Source organism: Massilia sp. UYP32, from assembly GCF_050434365.1.
GTDB classification, from domain to species: Bacteria; Pseudomonadota; Gammaproteobacteria; order Burkholderiales; family Burkholderiaceae_D; genus Telluria; species Telluria timonae.
The window spans coordinates 95,521-114,038 of record NZ_JBNDIK010000021.1 but is presented as its reverse complement, the minus strand read 5'-3'; the positions used below and the strand labels follow the sequence as shown (position 1 = coordinate 114,038).

Annotated in this window: 17 protein-coding genes and 1 pseudogene; 6 read left to right on the top strand and 12 right to left on the bottom strand. The window is 67.2% G+C overall.

Annotated elements, in window-relative coordinates:
- Positions 1–5: 5 nt before the first annotated feature.
- The 3 genes and pseudogenes from ABIB42_RS17540 to ABIB42_RS17530 all read right to left on the bottom strand — a co-directional run bounded on the left by ABIB42_RS17540 (position 6) and on the right by ABIB42_RS17530 (position 2,684).
- Positions 6–1,219: pseudogene (locus ABIB42_RS17540) on the bottom strand (efflux RND transporter periplasmic adaptor subunit).
- Between the two features lie 395 nt (positions 1,220–1,614).
- A complete protein-coding gene (locus tag ABIB42_RS17535) occupies positions 1,615–2,460 on the bottom strand; it encodes an alpha/beta hydrolase (RefSeq protein ID WP_005665114.1) in 846 nt (281 codons plus the stop codon).
- A complete protein-coding gene (locus ABIB42_RS17530) occupies positions 2,457–2,684 on the bottom strand; it encodes a hypothetical protein (protein WP_005665113.1) in 228 nt (75 codons plus the stop codon). The genes ABIB42_RS17535 and ABIB42_RS17530 overlap by 4 nt, the downstream gene beginning before the upstream one ends.
- A gap of 141 nt (positions 2,685–2,825) precedes the next feature.
- On the opposite strand from ABIB42_RS17530, the gene ABIB42_RS17525 reads away from it, so the two are divergent.
- The 4 genes from ABIB42_RS17525 to ABIB42_RS17510 all read left to right on the top strand — a co-directional run bounded on the left by ABIB42_RS17525 (position 2,826) and on the right by ABIB42_RS17510 (position 5,820).
- On the top strand, positions 2,826–3,803 hold the full coding sequence (locus ABIB42_RS17525; RefSeq protein ID WP_005665111.1) for a LysR family transcriptional regulator: 978 nt from the start codon (positions 2,826–2,828) through the stop codon (positions 3,801–3,803).
- Between the two features lie 43 nt (positions 3,804–3,846).
- The gene (locus ABIB42_RS17520) at positions 3,847–4,293 is read left to right on the top strand and encodes a DUF962 domain-containing protein (RefSeq protein ID WP_312486103.1); all 447 of its coding nucleotides are present in this window, start codon (positions 3,847–3,849) and stop codon (positions 4,291–4,293) included.
- 97 nt (positions 4,294–4,390) lie between these two features.
- Positions 4,391–5,329, top strand: coding sequence for a DMT family transporter (locus ABIB42_RS17515; RefSeq protein ID WP_429248715.1), 939 nt, complete (start codon positions 4,391–4,393; stop codon positions 5,327–5,329).
- Complete coding sequence (locus ABIB42_RS17510; RefSeq protein WP_005665106.1) at positions 5,326–5,820, top strand: GNAT family N-acetyltransferase; 495 nt, start codon at positions 5,326–5,328, stop codon at positions 5,818–5,820. The genes ABIB42_RS17515 and ABIB42_RS17510 overlap by 4 nt, the downstream gene beginning before the upstream one ends.
- A gap of 296 nt (positions 5,821–6,116) precedes the next feature.
- On the opposite strand, the gene hutI is transcribed toward ABIB42_RS17510, so the two are convergent.
- The 9 genes from hutI to ada form a co-directional block, all read right to left on the bottom strand.
- Positions 6,117–7,340: an imidazolonepropionase gene (gene hutI / locus ABIB42_RS17505; protein ID WP_429248714.1), complete on the bottom strand. Its 1,224-nt coding sequence runs from the start codon at positions 7,338–7,340 to the stop codon at positions 6,117–6,119.
- The gene (locus ABIB42_RS17500; protein WP_005665102.1) at positions 7,333–7,938 is read right to left on the bottom strand and encodes a HutD/Ves family protein; all 606 of its coding nucleotides are present in this window, start codon (positions 7,936–7,938) and stop codon (positions 7,333–7,335) included. The genes hutI and ABIB42_RS17500 overlap by 8 nt, the downstream gene beginning before the upstream one ends.
- Position 7,939: 1 nt before the next feature.
- Complete coding sequence (locus ABIB42_RS17495) at positions 7,940–9,316, bottom strand: formimidoylglutamate deiminase (RefSeq protein WP_429248713.1); 1,377 nt, start codon at positions 9,314–9,316, stop codon at positions 7,940–7,942.
- Positions 9,313–10,101, bottom strand: coding sequence for an N-formylglutamate deformylase (hutG, locus tag ABIB42_RS17490; RefSeq protein WP_219861444.1), 789 nt, complete (start codon positions 10,099–10,101; stop codon positions 9,313–9,315). Before hutG ends, ABIB42_RS17495 begins: the two co-directional genes overlap by 4 nt.
- A 16-nt stretch (positions 10,102–10,117) precedes the next feature.
- Positions 10,118–11,662 (bottom strand): histidine ammonia-lyase, encoded by a 1,545-nt coding sequence (hutH, locus tag ABIB42_RS17485; protein WP_005665096.1) that lies wholly within the window; start codon positions 11,660–11,662, stop codon positions 10,118–10,120.
- Positions 11,663–11,676: 14 nt separating this feature from the next.
- A complete protein-coding gene (gene hutU, locus ABIB42_RS17480; protein WP_005665094.1) occupies positions 11,677–13,386 on the bottom strand; it encodes a urocanate hydratase in 1,710 nt (569 codons plus the stop codon).
- Between the two features lie 90 nt (positions 13,387–13,476).
- A complete protein-coding gene (locus tag ABIB42_RS17475) occupies positions 13,477–15,147 on the bottom strand; it encodes an amidohydrolase (protein ID WP_219861446.1) in 1,671 nt (556 codons plus the stop codon).
- Positions 15,148–15,229: 82 nt separating this feature from the next.
- Positions 15,230–15,859, bottom strand: coding sequence for a 2OG-Fe(II) oxygenase (locus ABIB42_RS17470; protein ID WP_229520543.1), 630 nt, complete (start codon positions 15,857–15,859; stop codon positions 15,230–15,232).
- A gap of 56 nt (positions 15,860–15,915) precedes the next feature.
- Complete coding sequence (gene ada / locus ABIB42_RS17465) at positions 15,916–16,995, bottom strand: bifunctional DNA-binding transcriptional regulator/O6-methylguanine-DNA methyltransferase Ada (protein WP_005665087.1); 1,080 nt, start codon at positions 16,993–16,995, stop codon at positions 15,916–15,918.
- Between the two features lie 159 nt (positions 16,996–17,154).
- Here ada and hutC point away from each other — a divergent pair, with 159 nt between their 5' ends.
- Complete coding sequence (hutC, locus tag ABIB42_RS17460) at positions 17,155–17,856, top strand: histidine utilization repressor (protein WP_005665086.1); 702 nt, start codon at positions 17,155–17,157, stop codon at positions 17,854–17,856.
- Positions 17,857–17,946: 90 nt separating this feature from the next.
- A complete protein-coding gene (locus ABIB42_RS17455; RefSeq protein WP_429248712.1) occupies positions 17,947–18,345 on the top strand; it encodes a response regulator in 399 nt (132 codons plus the stop codon).
- The last annotated feature ends 173 nt before the right edge of the window (positions 18,346–18,518 follow it).

Here is an 18,518-nt window from a genome sequence, read left to right as displayed (position 1 = left end):
TTCGATTACTCCTTGACGTCGGCCAGCGCCACTTTGGCGTCCTTGGCTGCCGGGGCTGCGGCCGCAGGGGCCACCATCGGCACGGTTTGCGCGGCGATCGGCGCGCCGGGACGCACGCGCTGCAGGCCGTTGACGACGATTTTTTCGCCCGGCTTCAAGCCGTCGCGCACCACGCGCAGGCCATCGTCGAGCGGTCCGAGCTTGACGGCGCGGTACTCGGCCTTGCCGTCCTTGTCGACCACGTACACGAACTTGCGGTCCTGGTCGGTGTTGATGGCGCGGTCCTGGATCAGGATCTGCTGGCTCGGCGCGCCGCCGGCGATCTGCACGCGGGCGAACAGGCCGGGCGCCAGCTGGCGGTCGGCATTGGCCAGGGTGGCGCGCATGCGCACGCTGCCGCTGCGGCTGTCGAGCTGGTTGTCGACGAATTCCAGCTTGCCGCTGTGCGGGAAGCCTTCTTCGCCGGCCAGGCCGACCTTCACGTCGACCGGCTGGCCGGCATGGGTGCGGCGGCTCACGCGCAGATAAGTGCTTTCGTCGCCGTCGAAGCTGGCATAGATGCGGTCCAGCGACACCACCGAGGTCAGCACGGCGCTGGCATCGACCAGGTTGCCGAGGGTGATTTCGGCTTTCGAGACGCGGCCGTCGATCGGCGCGGTGACGCGGGTATAGGCCAGGTTCAGGCGCGCGGCTTCGTACTCGGCGGCGGCGGCGCGGGCGCTGGCGTCGAGCTCCTTCTGGCCGGCGTCGCGTTCGTCGAATTCGCGTGGGCGATGGCTTTGTCAAGCAGCAGGCGCTCGGCGCGCTGCAGTTCCAGGCGCGCCAGGTCGGCCCTGGCGCGGGCGGCGGCCGCGGCGGCCTGGGTGCGGTCGGCCTCGGCCTGGTAAGGACGCGGGTCGATCACGAAGAGGACGTCGCCTTTCTTGACTTCGGCGCCGGGCTTGAAGTTGACGGCGGTGATGTAGCCCGAGACGCGCGAACGGATCTCGACCACGTCGATCGCTTCCAGGCGGCCCGAGAATTCCTGGGTCTCGAGGACGGGCTTTTGCACGACCACGGCGGCGGACACCGGCGGCGCGGGCGGCGCTGCCGGTGCATCGTTGCTGTTGGCGTCGGCGCAGCCGGTCAGGCCGGCGCCGACGAGTCCACTGAGCGCCAGTGCGGCCACGATCACGCGCAGGTTGCCCGGTAGTTTGCCCTGTTTTGGCTGGTTATTCATGATTAACCTTTCTTATTAACGACGATTGAAAAGACAATAAAACCCCGTCCGGCGTCGTCGACCTGTCGAGTCGAGCGAAACGCTGGCGAAAAACATCCCCTTCCGCGCCGTGGCGCGGAAAAAATCAGGAAATAAGTGAAACGCGGCCGGTCAGTTCATGCCGGCGGCGCCGGGCCTAGCCCCGGGGACAGTCGCGCGCTGCGTGCAACTGCCGGCCCTGTGCCTGCTCGTTGTGATTCATGGCGACCCTCCATTTTCGATTGACTCTTACTTACCCATCAAGACTGCATGAGACGCAGTTACAATGGGTCCCCCACCGGTGCGCCAGGCACGGTGTCTTGCGATACGCTTGCTGTATCCGGCGTGGCCGGGATCAGGTGGTTGATGCTGAGGTGTCAGGCGCCTCCACGCCCTTCCAGCCGCGCGAGGAAGCTGGAAATCTCGAGCATCGCCTGCACCTTGCAGGCGCATTCGTTGCGCCCGTTCGGATCCTGCAGGTCGGGTGCGGCCATGCGGCGCACGGTGGTGCAAATGCCGGCGTTGATCAGTTTGGCGCCGTATTGTTCAGCCTCGTCGCGTAATGGATCGTCTTCGGCCGACAGGATCAGCGCCGGCGCGAGGTTCTTGAGACGGCTCGAGTGCAGCGGCGCCGCATACGGATGCGAGCGGTCTGCCGCATGCGGCAGGTAGCCGCGGTAGGCGGCCGCGCATACGGTGGCCGCCTTCTCGCGATCGGCGCAATAGGTCATCTGGCGCATCGAACCGGTGGAGAGCGCCGGGTCGAGCATCGGCATGACCAGGATCTGGCCGGCCAGGGCCGGGCCGCCGCGGTCGCGCGACATCAGCGCGCATACCGCCGCCAGGTTGGCGCCGGCTTCGATGCCGGCCGTCACCAGGAGCTTGCCGCTCCAGCCCAGCTTGGTCTTGTTCTTCTTGGCCCACTGCAGCACCGCATGGGCGTCCTCGACCGCGGCCGGGAACGGACTCACGGTCGCCAGCGTATAGGTCGAAGCCAGCACCAGCGGCAGGTGGTCGCATTCGGCGAGGCTGCGCAGGAAGTCGTCGCACTCGTCCAGGTCGCCGCTGTCGAAGCCGCCGCCGTGGAAGTACACCACCAGCAGGTCGCGCTTGGCGACCGGGCCGGCGGCATACAGCCGCGCGGCCAGGGGACCGGTGGCGCCGCCTACCTCGAGGTCGCGTACCTTGAGGCTGCGGTCGACGGCGTCCAGCACGGCGCTCATCGGGCGGCTCCCTGTTTCTGGAGCTGGACGATGCGCTCGTCGACGTCGGCGCAATCGCCGGCGCAGCTCATCTGCATTTCCAGGGACAGCGCATGGAAACCACGCGCCTCGGCGCCGGCGGCGCGCGAGTAGGCATCGGTGCAGAGCAGTGCCGCCAGTGCGACGCCGCTCAGGGCGACTGCTACCGTGGTAAAGATTCCGTTCTGAATGTTCCGATGGCTCATGGCCGGCTCCGTCTTCCTGGTCAATACATTGTTGCGATGCACACATAATAGTCTTCATCTACAATCAGATAAAGATGGCAATACCGAATTGATTGTTCGGATTGCTGAACAATCGCACTGTTTTAATCCGAAGAAGACGATATGAACAAACTCCAGGCCATGGAAGTATTCGTGCAAGTGGTCGACGCCGGCAGCTTCACGCGTGCCGCCGAGACCCTGCAATTGCCCAAGGCAACGGTGTCGACCCTGGTACAGGCGCTGGAAACCTCGCTCGCCTCCAAGCTCTTGCACCGCACCACGCGCCATGTGTCGGTGACCTCGGACGGCGCCGCCTATTACGAGCGCTGCGTGCGCATCCTGTCCGACGTGCGCGACGCCGAGGAATCGCTGTCGCGCCACCGCTTCAGCCCCAGCGGACGGCTGCGGGTGGATGCGCCGACCGGCCTGTCGGCCGAGATCCTGATTCCCGCCCTGCCCGACTTCTTCGAGCGCTATCCGGACATCACGCTCGAACTCGGCACCACCGACCGCCCGGTCGACCTGGTCGAGGAAGGCGTCGATTGCGCCGTGCGCGGCGGGGAATTGCTCGATACCAATCTCATTGCACGTCGGGTCGGGGTGATCAACTTCGTCACCTGCGCCTCCCCCGCCTATGTGGAACGCTACGGCATGCCGATGCACCCGCGCGACCTGGAGCGGCACCGCTGCGTGAATTATTTCTCGGCGAGGAATGGCAAGATCTCCAGCTGGGACTACACCCGCGACGGCGAGCGCATCGACATGACCTTGCCCGGCGTGATCGCCCTGAACGATTCGAGCGCTTATATCCAGGCCGGCCTGTCGGGGCTGGGCGTGATCAATATGACGGATTACCTGCTCAACGAGCACCTGGCCACCGGCAAGATGGTGCGCCTGCTGCCCGAATGGCGCTGCGACCCGCTGCCGGTGCACGTCGTCTATCCGCACAACCGCCACCTGTCGGCCAAGGTGCGGGTATTCGTCGAATGGATCTCGGAACTGTTCGCAAACCATCCGAACCTGCGCCTGCAGCCGGCCGACACCGCGGCGCCCGTGCCGGCGCTGCCGTCGAGTGCGCGGCAGGCCGGACAAGGAGACTGATGCGGGCGTAGAATCGTCGTTACAACAACTGGAGGCCGCCGTCATGGAATTTTCCTCTACGCCGCGCGATATCGACGTGTTGCTGGCCCGCTATGCCGAGAGCCACCGCAATCCCGTCAACGAACTGATCCACTTCGTCTGCATCCCCGCCATCGTGTTCAGTCTGCTGGGCATTCTGTGGGCAATTCATCCGTTCGTGGCCCTGGCTGTCACCGGCGCCGCGCTGGTCTATTACACCAGGCTGTCCAGGCCGTTCGCGTTTGGGATGGCGGCGCTGGCCGCCGTGATGCTGGGGCTGCTGAACATGCTGCCGGAAGGCACCGTGCTGGTGACCTCGATCGGGGTGTTCGTGCTGGCCTGGATCGGGCAATTCATCGGCCACCATATCGAGGGCAAGAAACCATCGTTCTTCGACGACCTGCGCTTCCTGCTGATCGGGCCATTGTTCGTGCTGAGCTTTCTGTATCGGCGAATGCGGCTGGCCTATTGATCACCCGACGGCGATGTTGCGCTTTTGATACAGCGGAGCGCCCCGCCGCCGTAAAAGATGCCGGCAGGAACAAAGCGGGAGGACTATACTCCCGCGAATGTCTTCTCCCGTCCTCTTCATCATCGCCTCACTGATCTGGGGCTCGACCTTCTGGGCCATCACCTTACAGCTGGGACACACCGCTCCCGCCGTGTCGGTGGCCTACCGTTTCTTCCTGGCCGCCGCCGCCCTGTTCGCCATCTGCCTGGTGCGCCGCGACAGCCTGCGCCTGCCCTGGCGCACCCATCGCTGGATGGCGCTGCAGGGCGGGCTGACCTTCGGCGTCTCGTATATCTGCACCTATGAATCGGAGCAGCACATCGTCTCTGGCCTGGTGGCGGTGATGTTCGCGCTGATGGTGTTCTGGACGCCGATCTGGAGTCGAATCTTCTTTGGCACCGAGGTCAAGGGACGCACCTGGGCCTGCGGCGGCATCGCCACCGTCGGCGTGGCCCTGCTGTTCTGGCACTCGATCAGCGATGCCTGGCAAGAATTGAAGACGGGCGGCGACGGCCATTTCCTGGCCGGCGTGGTGCTGGCGCTGGCCGCCACCCTGGCCAGCTCGGCCGGCAGCATCGTGGTCAACAAGGTCAAGGAACAATCGTCCAATCTGCCGCTAACGATGGCCTGGTCGATGTTGTGGGGCGCGTCGATGGTGGCGATATGGTCGCTTGCCAACGGCAATGCCTTTACCCTGCCCGAGAGCCCCACCTACTGGGCGGGCCTGGTGTACCTGTCGATCTTCGGCTCGGTCATCGCCTTCTTCGCCTATTTCACGCTGATCGGCCGCATCGGCGCCAACAAGGCCGTCTACATCGGCGTCGTCACGCCCGTGCTGTCGGTGCTCCTGTCGGTTCAGCTCGAAGACTACCGCCCTGGCCTGCTCGAATTCCTGGGCATGGTGCTGTGCCTGGCCAGCGTCGCCTGGGCCGTGCGCGCGCCTGCCGCCAGGAGCGTGCAATCCGCTAACCTGAACAATGCCATTGAATCGCCATGAACGTTAACACCGCCTTTTCCATCCGCCCCGCCCAGCCGCAAGACGTCGCCCACATCCACGCCATGATCGTGGAGCTGGCGGTGTTCGAAAAACTCGAACACATGGTGGTCGCCACCGAAGCCCTGCTGCACGAAGGCCTGTTCGGCGCGCGCCCATCGTGCGAAGCGATCGTCGGCGAAGAAAACGGTGAAGTCGTCACCTTCGCCCTGTTCTTCCATAACTTCTCGACCTTCCTCACCAGGAAGGGCCTGTACCTGGAAGACCTGTATGTAAAACAGGCGCACCGCGGCAAAGGCTATGGCACGCAGATGCTGCAACGCCTGGCGCAGCTGGCGGTCGAACGCGGCTGCGGACGTTTCGAATGGTCGGTGCTGGACTGGAACGAACCGGCCATCCAGTTCTACCAAGCCATGGGCGCGGACGTCATGCCGGATTGGCGCATCTGCCGCGTCACCGGCGACAGCCTGCTGTCGCTCGCGCAGCGCAGCTGAAGCACGCAATAAAAGCGACGCCCGAAAGAAAAACCCACGGGCCTTGGCACCGTGGGCAAACCCATTTTGGCAAATGGGGAGGGGAGATGGGAATCACATGAATGACTATAGTTGGCCATTCTTAATGATCCATTAAGGCTTACATTTGCTTACCGCTGTAACTGCCGTAGTAACCGTTTGTTGTCGTCGCGTGTTGAATCCATCATCGGCCAGGCAAGAAAGCCAGGCTTGAGGGTGATCAAGCACTTACCCACCGTGGCTGCGAGTGTTGCGACAAAGGGACAAGTGTTGCCAAATTACACGGAAAGATGGGGCGCGCGCAGGACGCCGCCATTGACCACGGCCTGGCAGGGATTGAAGCCGATCGCATACGCCAGGTCGGCGGGACGGGCGATGTTCCACAAGGCCAGGTCGGCGCGCTTGCCGACCGTCAGGGTGCCGATCTCGGCCTGCAGGCCCAGGGCCAGCGCGCCATAGGCGGTCGCGCCGAGCAGGGCTTCCTGCGGCGTCAGGCGCCACAGGGTGCACGCCATATTCATCGCCAGCAGCAGCGACGTCATCGGCGAGGTGCCGGGATTGCAGTCGGTGGCCACCGCCATCGGCACGCCGGCTTCGCGCAGCGCGTCGATCGGCGGCATCACGGTCTCGCGCAAAAAATAATAGGCGCCCGGCAGCAGCACCGCCACGGTGCCGGCGCGCGCCATCGCCGCGATGCCTTCTGGGCTCAGATGTTCCAGGTGGTCGGCCGACAGGCCTTGGTAGCGCGCCACCAGTTCCGCCCCGCCCTGGTCGGACAACTGCTCGGCGTGCAGCTTGAGCGGCAGGTCGAGCTTGCGCGCGGCGTCGAACACGCGCCCGGTCTGGGCGCGCGTGAAACCGATCCGTTCGCAGAAGGCGTCCACCGCGTCGACCAGGCCTTGCGCGGCGAGCGCCGGCAGCATGCGCTCGCACACTTCAGTCACGTAGTCGTCCTGGCGGCCGGCGAATTCGGGCGGCAGCGCGTGCGCGCCGAGGAAGGTGGTCGCCACCCGCACCGGCAGCAGCTCGCCGATGCGGCGCGCGGCGCGCAGCATGCGTTCTTCGGCGCCCTGTTCGAGGCCATAGCCCGACTTGATCTCGAGCGTGGTCACGCCCTCGGCCAGCAGGGCGCGCACGCGCGGCAGGCTGGCCGCGACCAGGTCGTCGACACTGGCCGCGCGCGTGGCGCGCACGGTGGACATGATGCCGCCGCCCTGGCGCGCGATGTCTTCATAGGTGGCGCCGTTCAGGCGCGCTTCCCACTCGTTGCTGCGGTTGCCGGCGTGGACCACGTGGGTATGGCAGTCGACCAGGCCCGGCGTCATCCAGGCGCCGCCGCAATCGTGCACCCGGCTTGCCGGCGGGGCATCAAGGCGCTTGCCGATCCAGGCGATGCGGCCATCCTTCACCGCCAGCGCGGCGTCCGGCAGCTCGCCGTAGCCGTCCTCCATCGTCGCCAGGTGGACGTTGGTGAAGACGCAGTCGGGCCGACCCTCAGTCATACATCTCTGCGTCGTCGTCTTCCGAATAATAGTGGACGTCGACGATGAAGATCGTGGCCTGCCCCGCTTCCAGCGACCACACCGTGCCCTGGTCGAGGATCACGGCGTCGTAGCGCACCAGGCCGATGCGCTCGTCGTCGCTGGCCAGCTGCAGGCTGTCGCCCTCGGCCAGGAACAGCACCGTCACCTCGGCGCGCGCGACGAAGGTGGAGTCGCCGCTCAGGCGCCGCCGCCCGAACTGGTGCCAGCAGCGCTCGCTGCGCGACATGACGTTGAAGTCCAGGGTCGGCCCGCGATTGAGCCGCGCCTGCACCTCGGAATCGCCGTCGAACGCGATCACCGGTTCGGCGTCGCTGATCAGGGTCGGCTCGCCGTCGATCTGCAAGGTCAGGCCATGGCCGTCGACCAGCGCCAGGGTGCGGTCGACGCCGGGGAAGCGCGAGAACGCGCCGTCCTCGGCGATGGTCGCCAGGCTGACGCGCCAGTCGAAATCGTCGAAGCCGGCGTCCGGCGGGCCGATCGCGATCTCGATCGTGCTGCCGCCGCCGTTCTTCCACGGCGCCGGGGCCAAGCCTGCAAACGGAATCAAGACTGTCATTTCACACCTCCTGGGTCACTGCGCGCAAATCCCTGAGCGCCTGGCGGTAGCGCTGGGCGACCTCGTCCTGCGCCATGTGGCGCCCGTCCTCCACCACCCAGCGGCCGCCGCACAGCACGTCGCGCACCAGGTTGTCGTTGCCACAGAATACAACACGTCCGAGCACTTCGGATTCAATCACGCCATCGAGGTTCGGATGCTGCTCGTCCAGCACCAGCAGGTCGGCGCGCCGGCCGGCCTCGAGCAGGCCGACGCGGCGCCCCGTCGCCAGCGCGCCGCCCTGCAGCGCCGCCTGCCACAGATAGTCGCCCACGTCGCGCCGTTCACGGGTGTGCGCCACGTTGCGTTGCTGGTGCAACAGACGCTGGCCGTACTCGAGCCAGCGCAGCTCTTCGACCGGGCTTTGCGACACGTGGCTGTCGCTGCCGACGCCGAAGCGCCCGCCCGCCTCGATGAAGGGCGCCAGCGGGAACAGGCCGTCGCCCAGGTTGGCCTCGGTGGTCGGGCACAGGCCGGCCACCGCGCCGCTGCTTGCCAGCGCCACGACTTCGTTCTCGTTCAAATGGGTCGCGTGCACCAGGCACCAGCGCGCATCGAGCGCGACGTGGTCCATCAGGTATTCGACCGGGCGCCGGCCGGCATGCGCCAGGCACTGCTCCACCTCGCCCTGCTGCTCGGCGATGTGGATGTGCAGCGGACGCCCCGGCGGCAAGCCGCCCGCCAGCGCCCGGATCTGATCGATGGTGGCGGCGCGCAGCGAGTGCGGCGCGGCGCCGACTTCCAGCTGGCCGCCGCGCAGCGGGCCCAGGGCCTCGACGATGCCGAGCACCTCGTCGACGTCCGTGCGAAAGCGCGCCTGCGCCGGCGCCAGCGGCTTTTCGCCGAAGCCCGCATGGCTGTACAGCACCGGCAGCAGGGTCAATCCCATGCCGGTCGCCTGTCCCGCCGCGGCCACCCGCTCGGCCGTCTCGGCCGGCCGCGCATAGGCGGCGCCGTCGGCGTCGCGCTGCAGGTAGTGGAACTCGCACACCGAGGTGTAGCCGTGGCGCAGGCACTCGGCGAACAGCTGGGCCGCGATGGCCTCGATCTGGCCTGGGGTGATGCGGGCGGCGAAGCGGTACATCAGGTCGCGCCAGGTCCAGAAGCTGTCCGGCCCGTCGCCGGCGCGTTCGGTCAGGCCGCCCAGCGCGCGCTGGAAGGCGTGCGAATGCAGGTTGACCATGCCGGGCAGGACGTATTGCGCCTGCCGCATGCCGGGGGAAGCGGTGGCGCCGGGCGCCACCCGGGTCAGGTCGCCGTGCGCATCCCATTCGAGCAGGACGTCGCGCTGCCAGCCTTGCGGCAGCAGCGCATGGCGCGCGAACAGGGCTGTCGTCATGGACGCACCCAGTTCACCGCGGCCATGACCATGTCGCGCAGCAGCGGTTGCAACTGAGCGGCGACGTCAGGGCGATAGTCGAACGGCGGCGCCTCGTCCATGTACAGGCACTGGCATTTCTCGAGCTGGATCGCATGCACGCCGTGCGGCGGCTGGCCGTAGTGGCGCGTGATATGGCCGCCCTTGAAGCGGCCGTTCAGGGCGATCGTGTAGCGCTCCTGGGCGCGCGCCACGCCCAGGACCGCCTCCTCCAGTCCCGGGTCGCACGACTTGCCTTCGGCGGTGCCGAAGTTCAGGTCGGGCAGCTTGCCCTCGAAAAAGCGCGGCACGATCGAGGCGATCGAATGCGCTTCCCACAGCACCACGCGGCCATGTTCGGCTTTCAGGCGATCGAGTTCGGCGCGCAGTTGCGCGTGATATGGCCGCCAGTAGCGTTCCAGGCGCCGCCCTACCTCGGCCTGGTCGGGCTCCATGCCCTCCCGGTAAAGACGTTCGCGCCCGAAGGTGTCGAGCGGGCACAGGCCGGTCGTGTCCAGGCCCGGATACAGGTTGGTGTTCTCTGGCGGGCGGTTCAGGTCGATCAGGTAGCGCGACCAGCGCGCCGAGATGGTCGAGATGCCCATCTCTTCCAGGAAGCCGTACAGTTCCGGCAAGTGCCAGTCGGTGTCGGCGCGCGCCGCGGCGCAGGGCGCTAGCGTGTCCGCCACCTCGTCGGGGATGTCAGTGCCCGCATGCGGCATCGACACCAGCATGGGAAGCCTGCCTGCCTTGAACCGGAACTCCATCTTGCCTCCTTTGTGTTTACGGGTGCAGTACGGTGAACAACTCCTTGCACGACGCCGACAGCGCGCCGTCGACCACCAACCTGCGCGCGGCCTCGATATCGGGCGCGAAGAAGCGGTCGGCATCGTAGGGCGCGACGTGCTGGCGCAGCTGGGCATGCACCGATTCCAGCGTCTCGGAGCTTTTCAAGGGGCGGTGGAATTCGATGCCCTGGCTTGCTGCCAGCAGCTCGATCCCGACGATGACCGCCGTATTGTGCGCCATCTGGTCGAGACGGCGCGCAGCGAAGGTCGCCATGCTCACGTGGTCTTCCTGGTTGGCCGACGTCGGCAGGCTGTCGACGCTGGCCGGATGGGCCAGCGACTTGTTTTCGGAGGCCAGCGCGGCGGCGGTCACGTGGGCGATCATGAAGCCCGAGTTCAGCCCCGGTTCGCGCACCAGGAAGGCCGGCAGGCCGGACAGGTTGGCGTCGATCAGCAGCGCGATGCGGCGCTCGGCCAACGCGCCGATCTCGGCGATCGCCAGCGCCAGCGTGTCGGCGGCGAAGGCCACCGGCTCGGCGTGGAAGTTGCCGCCAGAAATGATCTCTCCGCCCTCGAACAAGAGCGGATTGTCGGTCACGGCGTTCGCCTCGATCAGCAGGGTGCGGCCGGCATTGGCGATCAGGTCCATCACGGCGCCCATCACCTGCGGCTGGCAGCGCAGGCTGTACGGGTCCTGCACCCGCTCGTCGCCCACCAGGTGCGAGGCGCGGATCGCGCTGCCCGCCACCAGTTCGCGGTAGATCTTCGCCGCCGCGATCTGGCCCGGCTGGCCGCGCACCGCGTGGATGCGCGGATCGAACGGCGCATCGCTGCCGCGCGCCGCATCGACCGACAGCGAGCCGGTGACCATCGCCGCCTCCAGCAGGCGTTCGGCCATGAACAGGCCATGCAGCGCCAGCGCGGTCGAGACTTGCGTGCCGTTGATCAGGGCCAGGCCCTCCTTCGCCGCCAGCGTCACCGGTTCGATGCCGGCCGCGCGCAATGCGTCGACGGCTTCCACCAGCACGCCATCGTGGCGCACCTGGCCCACGCCCAGCATCGCCAGCGTCATATGGGCCAGCGGCGCCAGGTCGCCCGAGGCGCCGACCGAACCCTGCGAGGGAATCGCCGGCATGATGTTGGCGTTGTACAGGGCGACCAGAGTCTCGACGATGATCGGACGCACGCCCGAATAGCCGCGCGCCAGGCTGCCGATCTTGGTCAGCAGGATCAGGCGCACGATGGTGTCCGAAAGAAGCTCACCGGTGCCGACCGCATGCGACAGGATCAGGTTGCGCTGCAGGGTGGCCAGCTGGTCGTTGGGAATATGGGCCTTGGCCAGGATGCCGAAGCCGGTGTTGATGCCATAGGCCGGGTCGCCCTTGGCGACGATGGCGTCCACGGTGGCGGCGGAGGCCGCGATGTCGTCCCATGCCTTGGCCGCCAGGTCCAGTCGCTGGTGGCCGCCCCAGACGGCGCGCAGGTCGCTGAGCGCCAGTGCGCCGGGTTGCAGGGTGAGGCGTTGAAGAGTGTCGTTCATGGTCGCTGCTGGGTTTATTTGATCATTGGAAGGTTCAGGCCATTGCGCTTGGCGCAGTCGATGGCGCTGTCATAGCCGGCGTCGGCGTGGCGCATCACGCCCGAGGCGCTGTCGTTCACCAGCACCCTTGCCAGGCGTTTCGCCGCGGCCTCGGTGCCGTCGGCCACGATCACCACGCCGGAATGCTGCGAGTAGCCCATGCCCACGCCGCCGCCGTGGTGCAGCGAGACCCAGGTGGCGCCGCCGGCCGTGTTCAGCAAGGCGTTCAGCAGCGGCCAGTCCGAGACGGCATCGGTGCCGTCGCGCATCGCCTCGGTCTCGCGGTTCGGGCTGGCCACCGAGCCGGTGTCGAGGTGGTCGCGGCCGATCACCACCGGCGCCTTCAGCTCGCCCGTGCGCACCATCTCGTTGAAGGCCAGGCCGGCCAGGTGGCGCTCGCCCAGGCCCAGCCAGCAGATGCGCGCCGGCAGGCCCTGGAAGGCGATCCGTTCGCGCGCCATGTCGAGCCAGCGGTGCACCCGCGCGTCGTGCGGGAACAGCTCCTTGATCCTGGCGTCGGTTTTATAAATGTCTTCCGGGTCGCCTGACAGCGCCACCCAGCGGAACGGGCCGCGGCCCTCGCAGAACTGCGGCCTGATATAAGCCGGCACGAAGCCCGGGAAGTCGAAGGCATCCTGCACGCCCTCGTCCTTGGCCACCTGGCGGATATTGTTGCCGTAGTCGACGGCGTGGGCGCCGAGCGCCTTGAAGTCGAGGATGGCGCGCACGTGGATCGCGCACGATGCCGCCGCTTCGGCCTTCAGGCGCGCATGCTGGCCCGGGTCCGCCTGCGCCGCCTTCCACTGTTCGACGCTCCAGCCGATCGGCAGATAGCCGTTGATCAGGTCATGGGCCGAAGTCTGGTCGGTGACGAGATCCGGCGCCAGGCCGCCCTCTTTCGCGCGGCGCACCAGTTCCGGCAGCACCTCGGCCGCATTGCCGAGCAGGCCGATCGAGATGGCCTCGCGCGCGTCCTTGTGCTGGCGGATCATGGCGAGCGCTTCGTCGATGTCGCGCGCCTGCTTGTCCAGGTAGCGGGTGCGCAGGCGGAAGTCGATGCTGCTCTGCTGGCATTCGACGGTCAGCGAGACGGCGCCGGCGAAGGTGGCGGCCAGCGGCTGGGCGCCGCCCATGCCGCCCAGGCCCGCCGTCAACACCCAGCGGCCGGCCATATCGCCACCGAAGTGCTGGCGGCCCGCCTCGGCGAAGGTTTCATAAGTGCCCTGCACGATGCCCTGGGTGCCGATATAGATCCAGCTGCCGGCCGTCATCTGGCCGTACATGAACAGGCCCTTGCGATCGAGTTCATTGAAATGTTCCCAGTCGGCCCATTTCGGCACCAGGTTCGAGTTCGCCAGCAGCACGCGCGGCGCATCCGGGTGGGTCTGGAACACGCCGACCGGCTTGCCGGACTGGATCAGGAGGGTCTGGTCATCCTCGAGCGCGCGCAGCGAGGCCAGGATCTGGTCATAGCATTCCCAGTTGCGGGCGGCGCGGCCGATGCCGCCGTAGACCACCAGGCGCTGCGGGTTTTCCGCGACCTCGGCGTCGAGGTTGTTCTGGATCATGCGGTAGGCGGCTTCGGTCAGCCAGCTCTTGCAGCTGAGCTGGTTGCCGCGTGGCGCTTGAATGACGCGGGTCGGGTCGAAACGCGGGTCGTCGAGAGGACGGGTATCTTGGGACATGGCGGCTCCTTCGGTCGGGGATACGGCGCGCGCTATCCGCGCGCCGCAAAGCTGCTCTGAAGTCTAGGTTGTCTATACAACCTCGTCAAATCATTTCTTGAAGACCTGGCGTCCCGCCACCCAGGTTTCCAGCACGCCGGTCTTGTGGATGTCGTAGGTCGGCATGCGGAACAGGTCCTGGTCGATCACGATGAAGTCGGCCTGCTTGCCCGGCTCCAGCGAACCCAGGTCTTTCTCCTGATGCCCGGCCCAGGCCGCATCCAGCGTGAAGCAGCGGAAGGCTTCCTTGAGCGACATCGCCTGGTTCGGATACCAGCCGGCCACCGGCTGCCCTTGCGCATCCTGGCGCGTGACGGCGGCGTGGATGCCGAAGAACGGATTCGGCGACTCGACCGGGAAATCCGAACCGCAGGCGATGCGCGAGCCCTGGTGCAGGAAGCTGCGCCAGGCGTAGGCGCCCTTGATGCGATCGGGTCCGATGCGGGTCTCGGCCATGTTCTTGTCCGAGGTCGCGTGGGTCGGCTGCATCGACGGAATGATGTCCAGCGTCTTGAAGCGCGGGATGTCGGCCGGGGTCACGACCTGGGCGTGCTCGATGCGGTGGCGTTGCGCCGCGCTGCCCGTCGCCTTCAACTCCTTCTGGTAGATGTCGAGGATCTGCTTGTTGCCGGCGTCGCCGATCGCGTGGACGTTGACCTGGTAGCCCTTGCGCATGGCCTTGGCCATCATCGCGTCCATCTGCGCGGTCTTGTAGAACAGCAGGCCGTGCGAGTGCGATTCGTCGCTGTAGGGCTTGATCAGGGCCGCGCCGCGGCTGCCCAGGGCGCCGTCCGAGTACAGTTTTACGGAACGCAGCGCATACATGCCGTTGCCGTAGTCCTTCAGCGGGCCTTTCACCGCCAGCTGGTCGAAGTCCTTGTCGGTGCCGGCGATCATGCCGTACACGCGGGTGGTCAGCTTGCCGTCGTCGGCATAGGCGCGGTACAGGCGGTCCTGGGCCACGTCGACGCCGGCGTCGTGCACGCTGGTCAGGCCCACGCGCGCCAGTTCGCCCAGTGCGCGGTCGAGCATGACGCGACCCTCGGCCTCGGTCTGCTGCGGCAGCACCTTGGTCAGCAATTCCTGGGCGGTGTCGACCAGCACGCCGGTCGCCTCGCCGTTGGCGTCGCGCACGATCTTGCCGCCGACCGGGTCCGGGGTCGACCTGGTGATGCCGGCCAGCGCCAGGCCGCGGCTATTGGTCCAGCCGGCGTGGCCGTCGACGCGCTCCAGCCATACCGGGCGGTCGGCGACGACGCCATCAAGCTCCTTCGCCGTCGGGAAGCGGCCCAGCTTCCAGTTCTCCTGGTTCCAGCCGCGGCCGCGGATCCAGGCGTGGCTTGGGTTGGCGCGCGCATAGCCGCCGATCGACTTCAGGGCGCCGTCGAGCGACGTGCTGTGGAACAGGTCGAGCTGGGTCAGTTGCTGGCCCAGGCCGAACACGTGGCCGTGGGCGTCGATCAGGCCGGGCAGCAGGGTGCGGCCTCCCATGTCGATGCGCTTCGCATTTGGAGCCTTGGCGGCGACGTCGGCGCCACTGCCGACGGCGATGATGCGGCCCTTGTCGTCGAAGGCGATCGCCGTGAACTGGACCAGCTCACCCTTCCCGTTCAGGGTATAGCCGTTGGCGTTGTCGACCAGGGTGTCGGCGTGTGCCGACAGGCTGCCGAGGGCAGCCAGGACAAATAGGGAACACTGCAGGGAAATCTGGCGCGCGCGCATGCTTTTTCTTCTCTCCGATAGATGGTTTTCCGCGCTTCGTGGGCACGGTGTGGAGAGTGTACTGCATGAGGGCGGCAGCCCTTCAGGTGGCGTCGTGGAAGATGATCCCCAAGGTATGGCGCAGGCCCTGCCGCACGCGGCTGACGCCATGCCGCATCGCCACCCGGTAGACGCCGCGCGTGCCCTGCACCGGCCGCTGGTTGACGGCGAACACGACGGCGTCGCCCTGATTCAGGCTCACGACTTCAGCGCGCGACTGCATGCGCGGCCGCTGCTCGGTGAGCACGAATTCGCCGCCCGTGAAATCCTCGCCGGGACGCGACAGCAGCACCGCCACCTGCAGCGGAAACACCTGCTCGCCATACAGGTCCTGGTGCAGGCAGTTGTAGTCGCCGGCGCGGTAGCGCAGCAGCAGCGGGGTCGGGCGCAGCTGGCCTGCCGCATGGCATTGCGCGAGAAAGTCGGCATGCTCGCCTGGAAAGCGCGCGTCCAGCCCGAGCGCGGCCTGCCAGCGGTTGGCGATGCGCGCCAGCGGCGGATACAGAGTGGCGCGCAACGCGGACAGCGGCTCCGGCAGCGGATACCCGAAATACTGGTATTCGCCGCGGCCGAAGCCGTGGCGCTCCATCACCACCCGGCTGCGAAAGCGCTGCGGCTCGTCGTAGGCGGCAATGAAGCGCGCGCAGTGGCGCGCATCGAGCAGGCCCGGCATCACGGCGCAGCCGGCGTCGTCGAGCTGGGCGCCGACGTCATCCCAATCGATGACGGTCACTGCTGCGCCTCGCGCTCGAGCAGCGCGCGCTTGCGCTCGATGCCCCAGCGGTAGCCGGACAGCGCGCCGCCGGTACGCACCACGCGGTGGCAGGGAATCGCCACCGCCACCGGATTGGCGGCGCAGGCGCCGGCCACGGCGCGCGCGCCATCGGGCAGGCCGACCCGTTCGGCCAGTTCGGCATAGGTCACGGTCTGGCCCGGGGGAATCGCGCGCAGGGCCTGCCACACGCGCTGCTGGAAGGCGGTGCCGCGCACGTCGAGCGGCAGGTCCAGGGACGGGCCGATGCGCGGTTCCTCGACCAGGCCGATCACCAGCGCCACGGTGCGCTCGAAGCCTTCTTCGGCGCCGCGCAGCTCGGCCCTGGGAAAGCGCGCCTGCAGGTCTTCCAGCAGCGGTTCCGGCTGGTCGCCGATCAGGATCGCGCAGATGCCGCGTTCGGTGGCCGCGACCAAGGTGGCGCCCAGCGAGCATTCGGCCACGGCGAAGCGGATCGTTTCGCCCTGCCCGCCGGCGCGGTAGTTCGACGGCTGCATGCCCAGCACCTCGTTCGACGCCGCATAGAAGCGACCGCTGGAGCCATAGCCGGCGCCGTACAGGGCGTCGGTGACCGTGGCGCCCCCCGCCAGTTCCTGGCGCACCCGGGCGCCGCGCCTGGCCGCCGCATAGGCCTTGGGCGTGATCCCGGTGCGGGCCTTGAACACGCGGTGGAAGTGGAAGCGGCTCATGCCGGCGGCCTGGGCCAGCGCATCCAGATCCGGTTCGTCCTCCGATTCCTCGATCAGGCGGCAGGCGCGCGCCACCGCGTCCGCCTGGCGCTCGGCCAGCGGCGGCAGGTGCGGCGCGCAGCGCAGGCAGGGCCGGAAGCCCGCCGCCTCGGCCGCCTGGCTGCTGGCGTGGAAGGCGACGTTAGCGCGCTTGGCCCCGCGCGACGGGCACGAGGGCCGGCAATAGACGCCGGTGGTGCGCACCGAATAATAAAAACTGCCGTCGGCGCCGGCATCGCGCCGCTGTACGGCGTCCCAGCGCGCATCGTCGCCGATACTGTCGATCTCGTCGCTATCCAATGTCGTCATGATGGTGTCCTCCTTCAGCAATAGCGCCATCCTGAAGCCGATGCCGCCAGGCCGCACTCCGGGTCTTGCTTTCGAATCCCCGATGCTAGAATCGGGCGTGGCCACGACAGGCCAGGCATTCGGAGATTGAGTTTGGAAGCACAGACCGCGCAAGACAGCATGCAGGAAAAGTCGCCCATTTTCCAGCAGATCAAGGATTATCTGGTTGGCGAAATCGCCTCCGGCCGTTGGAAAGAGGGCGAGCTGGTGCCGTCGGAGCAGGCGCTGGTGCGCCAGTTCGGCGTCTCGCGCATGACCGTCAACCGCGCCGTGCGCGAACTCACGGCCGAGCAGGTGCTGGTGCGGCGCCAGGGCTCGGGCACCTATGTGGCTCCCCAGAAGTACCAGGGCACCCTGGTCGAGATCCGCAACATCGCCGACGAGATCCGCGCGCGCGGCAAGCTGCACGCCAGCCGCGTGCTGGCGCTGGAGGCAAGAAGCGCCGACGACACGCTGGCCGCCGAGTTCGACCAGGAGCCGGGCGCCACCCTGTTCCATTCGCTGATCGTCCACTTCGAGAACGAGACGCCGGTCCAGCTCGAGGACCGCTGGGTCAACCCGGCCTGCGCCCCGGCCTACCTGGAGCAGGATTTTGCGCGCATCACGCCCAACGAGCACCTGATGGCGGCCGCGCCGTTGCAGGGGGCCAGCTATACGATAGAGGCCCAGCCGGCGCCGGCGGAAGAGGCGCGCCTGCTGGCGATCGCGGCCGGCGCCCCGTGCCTGGTGCTGCACCGGCGCACCACCTCGGCCGGCCGGGTGGCGTCAGTGGCCACCATGTGGCATCCGGGACACCTGGCGCGCTTCACCGGCAGTGTTTGATAAATAAATGCGGTTTCGGACAACCCGGCTTGCCAGTTTTTCGCGATAATGGCCGTCGATCCGATTGCCCCATTCCAGCCAATGTCGCCCATGCCTCCCGACGCCGCCGACCCGCCTTTCGCGCAACTGCGCGTGCTGGTGCTCGACGACGACCATCTGCTGCTGGAAGTCGTGCGCGAGATGCTGGCGACCTGCGGCCCGTGCCAGATCGTCCTCGAACTCGATGCGCGCCAGGCCCTGGCCCGGCTCGACGAAGCCATGCCCGACGTCCTGATCTGCGACCTGGTGCTGCCCGAGATGGACGGCATCGAGTTCCTGCAGGCCGCGGCCAGCCTTGGCTATGCCGGCAGGGTGATCCTGCTGTCGGCCCTCGAGGACGAAGTGCGCGAGGCGGCCGCCGAACTGGCGCGCGCCCTCGGCCTGCGGGTAGTGGGCTCGTTCCGCAAGCCGCTCACGCCCGAGCAATTGCGTCATGCGCTGGAATGTTGAGATTTTGTACAAGGCCCTGAACACTTTTTAAAAAAATGGGGTATTATTCGCCTCATTCCCCGCCTGACACCCTCTTGCCGTTCTTCCAATATTGAAATTCGCACACAGTGCCTCCACCATTGTGTAGCAGCAATATTGGCAAGGCAGTACACACGGTAGCCGGTCGAGACGTC